Here is a 9,044-nt window from a genome sequence, read left to right as displayed (position 1 = left end):
GCGTAGAGCAGGTCCTGGGCGCGCTCGTGCTTGAGGTCGCCGAGCAGCAGCAGCTGCACGAAGACCCACAGGCAGACCACCGCGAGCATCGTCGCCGCCGACGAGGTGACGGCCGGGGTGCCGGTCAGCGGAGGCCGCGGGGCACGCGCCGGCCTGGGCGGCTTCCGCGGCTTGGCCGGTTTGGCGGGCTTGGCCGCCTTCTCGGCCCGGCGGGTCGGCGTGGTGCGGGACGGTTGCGTCATGGTCACGGCTCAGCCCTGCCGGGGCGGTCGGACGAGGAAGCGGGTGCCGGCCACGGCCAGGCTGCCGAGCAGTCCGCCGAGGAACAGCAGCGGCAGCAGCAGACCCGCGGTGCGCGAGGAGATGGCCGTGGTCGCGGGCATCGCGACGGGGGCGGTGTCCTCCTCGACCGGTGCCGGCGCCTCGGTGGGCTCCTCGGCGACCGGCGGCTCCTCGACCGCAGGCGCGTCCGGCACGGTGGTGGGCACGTCGGTGCCGTCGGAGCCCCCGTCGGTCGTCAGGTCGACGGGGTCGGGGAGCGTCGAGGCCGGCGGCGTCTGGGTGCCGATGGCGGTCGCGACGTCCTGCGCGGCGGCGTACAACCCCGCGGTCACGCCGGTACGACGCAGCGGGAGGTAGCCCGCGGGCAGCTGGCCGTTGCCCGGGCCGGGTCGCTGGCCCTCGGAGGTGGCGACCCGGATGAACTGGGCGACCTTGGCCGCGTCGGCCTCGTCGAGGTTCTGCATCCGCGCGGCCGTGTAGACGACCATCGTGCCGGGGTAGGCCTTCGAGCTCGTGCGCACGTCCGCCTGGTCGAGGGTGAACGGGAGCGTCTCCTCGCCCGGCTCCATGAGCGACACCGCAGCCGCCATGGAGGACTCGGTGGGCTCGACGAACTTCCCGGGCGCGGCCTGCAGGGCGGCCGCCTTGAGGCCGTAGCGCTCGACGTCGCCGAGGCTCACCAGCCCGAGCATGAAGCGCGCGCCGTAGGACTGCCGCCCGATGCGGCCCACCTTGTAGAGACCGGTGTCGGCGTCGAGCTCGCACCGGGTCTGCACGTTCGGGTGGGCGTCGAGGAGCGCCTCGCTGATCTTGCGCAGCGTCGTGACGGGAGCCGCGATCTGGTTGAAGTAGACCGCCGGGTTCTCCTGACGGCAGGTGTTCCCGGTCTCGGGCACGAAGTCGTCGAGCAGCGGGATCTCGGAGGCCGGCAGCGCCAGACCCTCGTAGTTGGGGTTGACGACCATGCCCCACTGGTCCGCCTCGCCGCTGACGAAGTCGCGCGCTGCCCGGTCCTGCATGACCCAGTCGGTCAGCTGGCGGATGATGTCGGACTGGTTCGACAGCGACAGCAGCGTCGCCCCGACCTCCTGGTTGATCTGGCTCAGGCCGGGGTTGAGCCGCACGAACTCCGGGTCCTGCATGATCGAGAGCGGATTGCCCTCCATGCCGGGGTGGCCGCGGCCGAGGTCGGAGCCGAGGTAGGACTGGGTCAGCAGCTTGGCCACCAGCCGCGGGGTGATCCGCAGCGTCGCGAGCTCACCCGCGTTGTCGGGCCTGTCGACGACGTAGCCGATGGCGAACCCGGTGACGGCCGTCGGCGCGTAGCCGACGGGGTCGAGTCCGACCTGGGTCTGCTCGGAGCTGACGAGCGCCGCGGCGCCGCCGCCGTTCTCCATCAGCGTGAAGCCGGCCTCGTCGGACATCTGGTTGTGCTGGAACTTGAAGCGGTCCTTGCGCAGGCAGTACGCCGGCGACCACTGCAGCGCCGCCTGCGCGAGCAGCTCGGTGCCGTAGAAGCCGGTGGGTGCGCGGGCGTCGAGGATGTCGCAGGTGTCGGGCGGGAGCCCGAAGGTGATCGGGATGGTGAAGCGGTTCTTCCACTGCGACGCCGCCCACCACAGGGACGGCGAGACGGCCTGGTCGACCCCCTCGGAGGCGACGTTGCCGCTCCCCGGCACGAAGCGCCCGGTGCGCCGGCAGGCGTTGTCCGACGCCGTCGGCGGCGAGGACGGCTGGTCGCAGGAGAGGCCCACGATGGGGATGACGACGATGGAGCACGCGGTCTCGTGGTTGCAGCCCAGCGACTCGTTCTCCACGTCCGAGCGGACCTCGAACTGCACCTCGCCGCGACCGTCGAGGTCGGTGAAGGCCGCCAGCTCGGCGGCCGGGAAGGCCGCACCCACCGCGGCCTCGGGCGGCATCTGGTCGGCCTGGCAGGCCGGGAAGACCTTGCCCGAGGCGGCGACGAAGGGCGTGAGCCGGGTGCTGTAGCCGGCGATGTCGGCGGTGGGGCACACGTCCGCACCCGGCAGCGGGTCGAGGCCAGAGACCCGCCCCTTGTCCGCCTCGTCGGCGTCGAGGTCGTGGCGCCAGGCGGCCTCGCCGTCGCTGCGGGTGATCTGCGAGCGCTGCGCGAACGACGCGGTCCAGCAGGTCTCGGGTCGCAGCTGCTCCTCGCCCTTGCCCGGCTCCTCGACACCGCGGCACTGCATGATGACGACCGGGTACTCCTGGGCCAGGCCGCTCTCGCCGAACGGGTTGCTGGCACGGCCGCCGCTGGGCTGGGCGCCCTTCCAGGCGATCCGGATCCGCTGCCGGCCCCGCAGGTCCGTGGTCTGGTCGGCGGTGACCGTCACGGTGTAGGCCGGGAACTCCTGCAGGCTGCCGTCGGGCTTGGTGACCACGCGCTGCAGCGTCTTCGTCTCCGAGTACGCCGGCGCGCCGGCGCCGGCGCGGGCCACCGGCTCGGTGGCTCCGGTGCTGCTCGGCCCCGCCAGCACCAGCCCGGAGCCCAGGCTCAGGAGGACGGCGGCGGCGAGTGCGCGCCGGGGGCGGACCCCACCGCTGACGACCGCGCTCACGACCGGGCTCCTGCCGGGCCGCGGCGACGCAGCGCCGAGACGTAGAGACCGGGCAGCACCACGAGGGTCACCAGCAGCAGCCCGGAGAGCCAGGCGAAGGCCCGGGTGTCGCCGGCTCGGTCGGCGACCAGGACGGTGCTGGGGTCGGCGTACACGGCCGCACCGTCGCTCACCGCGCCGGTGTCTCCCCCGACGACCTCCCCGGTGACGGGGTCGACGCTGCCGGGTGCGTCGGTGGTGACCTCTCCCCCGGTGTCGACGTCGGTCCCACCACCTCCACCTCCGTCTCCGGAGCCGTCGCCCTCGTCGGTCGTGCCGCCATCGCCCTCGTCGGTCGAGGGGTCACCGGTGCCCGTGGAGGTGCCGCAGGGCCCGGCGCCGGCCTTGTCGCAGGCGGCCGGCTGGGGAGCGATCTGGGCCAGCTTGTTGTTGCTGAGGTTCTTGCCGTCGAAGGTCGGGTTGTTGCACGAGCGCACGTCGCGGTTCGTGAGGTCGACGTCCTTGTCGGCCTTGCCCAGCTTGGCGATCTGGTCGAAGCCGGCCTGCACCAGGTTCAGCGGCAGCGGCGAGTAGCCGTACGGGCCGGCCTTGGTCTGCCCGGCGCACAGCGAGTAGTACATGAAGTCGGCCAGCGTCTGGCGCTTGGCGGTGGTCATGCGCGGGTCGTCGGAGGCGGTCGGAATGACCATGTAGGAGTACGACGAGATCGGGTAGGCCCGCGGGTCCGGGTTGCGGTACACGTCGTCGAGGATCTGGGTGAGGTAGGTGCTCGGGTCGTTCGGGTTCGAGGTGTTGATGCGCGCCTTCGTCAGCGCCACCGCGACGTTGTACTGCGTCGGCTCGACGTAGTAGCCGCCCTTGTTGAGCACCTTCACGACCGGGTAGTTCTTGTTGACCGGGTAGGAGTACTCGACGTACCCGATGGTGCCGTTGCCGTAGGTCGAGGAGATGAAGTTCATGACCTGGTCGGACCCGGCCTGGCTCACGGTGCGCGAGCCCGACTTCTTCGGGTAGTACGACGTCAGCCCGGACTTACCGAAGTACGGCCGCCAGATGGATGGGTACTCCTTGTCCATCCACGTGGTGAGCTGCGCCGTCGTGCCGGACCCGTCCGATCGCACGACCGGCGTGATCGGCAGGTTCGGGAACGCGCGCCCGTTGTTGTCCTTGGTGATCGCCGGGTCGTTCCAGTTGGTGATCTGGTTGGTGAAGATCTTCGTGAGCGTCTCGCCCGAGAGCCGCAGGTTGCGGACCAGCTCGTTGCCCACCTTGAGCTGGTAGGTGAAGGCGGTGCCGCCCGCGACGATCGGCAGGTAGGCGAACGAGCGGCCGTTGGAGGTGTCGGCGTTGCCCTGCTCGTCGGTGCCCTGGAACGGGATCTCGGAGATGGCGAAGTCGTTGGTGTCCTGCGCGAAGTCCTTGCGGCCCTTGGTCGAGCCGCCGCCGGTGTAGACGACCTTCATGCCCGAGGCGTCCACGTCGGCGATCCACTGCTGGACGATGACCTCGGACCAGGTCGACCCGGTCCCCTCGATCTGGGCGTAGGTCGCGGCCCGGGCCGCCGCCGGGACGGAGGCCACGCCGGCGATGGCGAGGGCGGAGGCGGTCGCGCAGCGCGCGAGCACGGAGAGCAGGCGGTTCACCGGGGGTCCTGGCTTTCGGGCTGGTCGAGGGGCTGGTGAGAGGGCTGGTCGGAGGCGTGAGCGGCGTTCGAGCCGGACTGGCGCCGCGGGAGGGCGAGCCGGCGGCGGGAGGTGGCCTTCGCACGCGGCGGCCTGGCCAGCACGCGGGCGATGACGAAGAGCAGGAGCACCAGCATCAGCAGGACGCTGGCGGCGCCGAAGGCGCGGTCGATCGCCTGCTCCTCGCCGGAACGGACGTTGCTGTAGATGAACAGGGGCAGCGAGTTCATCGCCCCACCGACCGGGTCGGTGACGAAGAACGCCGCCGCGCCCGAGGTGATGAGCACCGGGCTGGTCTCGCCGACACCGCGCGCCGAACCGAGGATGACGGCCGTGGCCAGGCCGGGTCGGGCCGTCGGGAGCACGACGTGCCAGACGGTCTTCCACCGCGATGCACCCAACGCCAGGCTCGCCTCGCGCAGGCCGCCGGGCACGACGCGCAGCACCACGTCGGCGGCACGCGCGATGATCGGCAGCATCATCACCGCGATGGCCAGGCCCGCGGCCAGGCCCGAGCGCGGCTGGCCGAGCATGATGATGAAGACGGTGTAGACGAACAGGCCGGCGACGATCGACGGGAGCGCGGTCATCGCCTCGACGATGGTGCGCACGAGCCGGGCGAACCGACCACCGACCTCGGTCATGAACACCGCCGTACCGATGCCCAGCGGGAGCGTGATCGCCAGGCCGATGCCCAGCTGGATGAGCGAGCCGAGGATCGCGTGCGCGATGCCACCGCGGTCGAAGGCGTCCTTGGGGCCCACGCCCGACATGTCGTCGGTCAGGAAGTTCAGGTGGGTCAGCGGCTCCCAGCCGCGCAGGAAGACGAAGCCGACGGTCGAGACCAGCGCGACGCCCACGCTGAGCGCACCACCGGTGATGACGGCCGCGGCGACGCGGTCCTTCACCTCGATCCAGCCGCCGTGCATCGCGGCGGTGACCGCAGTGACCACCAGACCGAGCAGGAACCAGCTGACGACGAACCACGCCACGCCCGCCAGCGGCAGCAGCTGCTGGGTGACCAGCCAGGCCAGGGCCGCCGAGGACAGCCAGGGACCCCACCGGGTCAGCTGCTCGTCGGGGCTCGGGCGACCCAGCGACCGGCGGGGCACCGGCGGCGGCGCGTCGTCGTCGACCTGCGGGAGGTACGTCGTCAGCGGTGTCGCCGTGGCCGGCGTCATCTCGGGCGTGGTGGTCATCAGGCGTCCGTCCCGGCACCCGAGCGGCTGCGGTTGACCACGACCGAGGCGAGGGTGTTGACGACCAGGGTGATGAGGAAGAGCACGAAGCCGGCGGCCAGCAGCGCGGAGAGCTGGGCGGCGTTGGCCTCGCCGAAGCGGCCGGCGATCAGCGCCGAGACCGAGTTGCTGCCGATCTCGGTGAGGTTCGGCTTCACCTCGAACGTCGGGCTGATGATGAGGACGACCGCGATGGTCTCCCCGAGCGCGCGGCCCAGGCCGAGCATGGTGCCGCCGATGATGCCGCCGCGGCCGAAGGGCAGCACGACGGAGGTGATCATCCCCCACTTCGTGGCCCCCAGGGCGAGGGCGGCCTCCTTCTCCCCCTGCGGGGTCTGGGAGAAGACCTGGCGCATCACGGCGCACGCCATCGGCAGCACCATCATCGCCACCGCGATGCCGGCGCAGAAGCTGCTCGAGACGTAGCGGCTGGCGTCGACGACCGCCGCGTCGGGGTCGGCCCCGCGGACGTCGAAGAAGGGCAGCCAGCCGAGGTTCCGCTGCAGCCACACCGCGAGGTCGCCGGCGTGCGGCATCACCAAGAGGTAGCCCCACAGGCCGTAGACGATCGAGGGCACCGCGGCCATCAGGTCGACCATCGCGACCAGGGTGGCCTTGGCCCGCTCGGGTGCGTACTCGCTGATGAACAGCGCGGTCAGCAGGGAGAGCGGGAAGGCGAAGAACATCGCCACGATGGCGATCGAGATCGTGCCGGTGAGGACGGCGGCGATCCCGACGACGTCGCTCTCGGGGTTCCACGAGGACTCGGTGAAGAAGCCTAGGCCGTAGCGGCTCAGCGTCGGGTAGGCCTGCCAGCCCAGGAACAGCCCGACCCCGCCGGTGATCACCAACACCGACGCACCGACCGCGCGCGCGGAGTGCTCGAAGACGGCGTCGACCCCGCTGGCTTTGCGCGAGATGCGGCGCGGACGGATGTCCTGGCCGGCCGCGGCGTCGTACGACGGCAGCGTGGTCACGCGGTCCTCCCCCGGAAACTGTTCTGCTCGGCTTCCGGCTAGCGCCGTAGCAGCAGCATCGTGGAGGGGCTCGGGGGACGGGAGAGGGCGTGATCGGTGAACGGCTGCCGAACGCTGGGACCGCATTTCCCGAACGGGTCACCCGCTCGGTCCGGGGGTAGTCACAACGGGCTACCCCGCCTGGAGACGGGTAGTCCGCGCGGGGTTGAGCGCAGGTGAACGGCCGCGGAACGACCGGATCAGGCCGCCGAGCGGCCCCCCGCCGGCGGGGTCAGCCGAGCAGCACGCCGTGGCCGGCGAGCAGGTCCTCGAGGACGTCGTGGCCGCGGTCGAGGTGCCAGTGCTCGGCACGCAGCCCGACCGTGCGGGCGGCCTCGACGTTGGCCTCCATGTCGTCGACGAAGAGCACCTCGTCGGCGGGGGCGCCGATGCGCTCCAGGGCGATCTCGAAGTAGTCGGGCTCGGGCTTCTTGGTACCCATCTCCCAGGAGTAGCAGGAGACGTCGAAGAGCCGGTCGAACCCGAGCACGGTGCGCATGTGCTCGCCGCGCTGGCGGTGCTGGTTGGTGCCGAGGTGGACGCCGAGGCCGGCCCCGCGGAGCCGGTCGACGAGGGCGAGGGTCGCCTCGGAGGGGGTGATGTCGGCCCAGAGCGACTCGTAGAGCGTGTCCGGGTCGACGTCGGCGTACGACGGGACGAGGCGGCGCACGGACTCGAGGAAGTCACCCTGGCCGCGCAACGGGCCGCGCTCGGCGGCCCACAGGGCGCGACCGAGCTCCTCGGCCCGATCGCCCGCCCACCGGCGCAGCAGCGCGAACGGGTCGCGCACGCCGTGCTGCACGACGCCGTCGGCGTCGAGCAGGACGTGCCGGACGGTCACCGGTCCGGCGCTCAGTCGGTGCCGTGCTCGGCGATGAACGCCAGGATCTGCTCCGACAGCTCCGGGCGGCACACGATCAGGTCGGGGAGGTAGACGTCGTCCTGGTTGTAGACCAGCTCGTCGCCGTTGACCCGGCTGGTGAACAGACCGGCAGCACGGGCGACGGCCACCGGGGCGGCGGAGTCCCACTCGTACTGGCCGCCGGCGTGGACGTAGGCGTCGGCCACGTCGCGCACCACGGACATCATCTTCACGCCGGCCGAGCCCATCGGGACCAGCTCGGCGCCCATCTCCTCGGCGAGCGCCTGCACGAAGGCCGGCGGGCGGCTGCGGGAGACGGCGATGCGCGGCTTCTCCGACGTGCGCGGGGGCACGACGGGAGCGTCGCCGGTGTTGAAGGTCTCGCCGAGCGCCGGCTGCGCGACCGCACCGGCGATCAGCGTGCCACCGGACGACAGGGCGACGTGGACGGCCCAGTCATCGCGGGGCGGCTCGGAGAACTCACGGGTGCCGTCGAGCGGGTCGATGATCCAGACGCGGTCGGCGGTGAGGCGGGCCTTGTCGTCCTTGCCCTCCTCCGACAGCACGGCGTCGGCCGGGCGGTGCTCGGCGACCAGGGTCATCAGCAGCTCGTGGGCCGCGGCGTCGCCGGCGTCCTTGAGCTCCTTGCCCTCCAGGCCCTCGCCACGCACCTCGAGGAGGCGGCGGCCGGCCACCTCCGCCAGCCAGGTGGCGAGGACGTGGTCATCTGCGTCGGCAGGGGGCATTCCGGGCTCGAAAGTCACGGACGCAGGCTATCTGCTGAGGAGGTGGGCCTCACCGACCTCCCCCACCGCTGGTCGATGTGCGAGCGCCCGCGGGGTCGAGGTGCGAGCCCCGCTCGTTGGTCGAGGTGTGAGCGGGTCGAGCCACGAGCTCCGCGACGGTCACGGTCTGGTCACGATGCCCGGATGCCCTGTGGAGAAGGGGTCCGGGCGGCGGTTTCAAGGGGTGGTCGCAACGCCCTTGGTTTGGTCTTCGGCGAGCAACTTAGCGAAGACCTCGGCTGGGGTGTGGAAGCCGAGTCGTTTGCGGGGGCGGTTGTTGAGCTGTTTGGCGATGGCGTCGAGGCCTTCGCGGGTGTGGACAGACAGATCGGTGCCTTTGGGCATGTACTCGCGCAGCAGCCCGTTGGTGTTCTCGTTGCTGGGGCGTTGTTGGGGGCTGTAAGGATCGGCGAAGTAGACCTTGATGCCGGTGGCGGCGGTGATGTCGGCGTGGCGGGCCATCTCAGTTCCGCGGTCCCAGGTCAGGGTCTTGGCGAACCAGGCCGGCAGCTGGGACATCTCAGCCGATACCGCGGCTGCGACCTTCTCAGCCGCCCAGCCCTCGGGCAGGTGGATGAGGGTCACGAAGCCGGAGTG

At 71.5% G+C, this 9,044-nt stretch carries 8 protein-coding genes; all 8 read right to left on the bottom strand.

Translation table 11 applies throughout. The features are described 5' to 3' along the window. Positions 1-248, bottom strand: a 248-nt coding sequence (locus A6R01_RS00640) for a hypothetical protein (protein WP_292602358.1), incomplete at its 3' end; no start/stop codon positions are given. A 3-nt stretch (positions 249-251) separates the two neighbouring features. Continuing rightward, on the bottom strand, positions 252-2,864 hold the full coding sequence (locus tag A6R01_RS00635; RefSeq protein ID WP_292602355.1) for a hypothetical protein: 2,613 nt from the start codon (positions 2,862-2,864) through the stop codon (positions 252-254). Continuing rightward, positions 2,861-4,507, bottom strand: a complete 1,647-nt coding sequence (locus tag A6R01_RS00630; protein ID WP_292602352.1) for a substrate-binding domain-containing protein — start codon at positions 4,505-4,507, stop codon at positions 2,861-2,863. Before A6R01_RS00630 ends, A6R01_RS00635 begins: the two co-directional genes overlap by 4 nt. Then, positions 4,504-5,745, bottom strand: coding sequence for a phosphate ABC transporter permease PstA (gene pstA, locus A6R01_RS00625; protein ID WP_292602349.1), 1,242 nt, complete (start codon positions 5,743-5,745; stop codon positions 4,504-4,506). Before pstA ends, A6R01_RS00630 begins: the two co-directional genes overlap by 4 nt. Continuing rightward, positions 5,745-6,761, bottom strand: a complete 1,017-nt coding sequence (gene pstC / locus A6R01_RS00620) for a phosphate ABC transporter permease subunit PstC (protein WP_292602347.1) — start codon at positions 6,759-6,761, stop codon at positions 5,745-5,747. The genes pstA and pstC overlap by 1 nt, the downstream gene beginning before the upstream one ends. Before the next feature lie 271 nt (positions 6,762-7,032). Further along, positions 7,033-7,641 carry an HAD-IA family hydrolase gene (locus tag A6R01_RS00615; protein ID WP_292602343.1) on the bottom strand — a complete coding sequence of 203 codons (609 nt, stop codon included), beginning with the start codon at positions 7,639-7,641 and terminating at the stop codon, positions 7,033-7,035. Between the two features lie 11 nt (positions 7,642-7,652). After that, positions 7,653-8,426, bottom strand: coding sequence for a 3'(2'),5'-bisphosphate nucleotidase CysQ (locus A6R01_RS00610; protein WP_292602340.1), 774 nt, complete (start codon positions 8,424-8,426; stop codon positions 7,653-7,655). Positions 8,427-8,624: 198 nt separating this feature from the next. Then, positions 8,625-9,044 (bottom strand): IS30 family transposase (locus tag A6R01_RS00605; RefSeq protein ID WP_292602337.1); only part of this gene is annotated, 420 nt, incomplete at its 5' end.

Origin of the sequence: Nocardioides sp. REDSEA-S30_B4 (assembly GCF_001627265.1) — a bacterium.
GTDB lineage: Bacteria > Actinomycetota > Actinomycetes > Propionibacteriales > Nocardioidaceae > Nocardioides.
The sequence above is the reverse complement of the archived record's forward strand: the minus strand, read 5'-3'. Positions and strand labels throughout refer to the sequence as shown.

Bases quoted from the DNA above. Each gene is read 5' to 3' on its own strand.
- pstA (WP_292602349.1), bottom strand. From the start codon at position 5,745: ATGACCACCACGCCCGAGATGACGCCGGCCACGGCGACACCGCTGACG.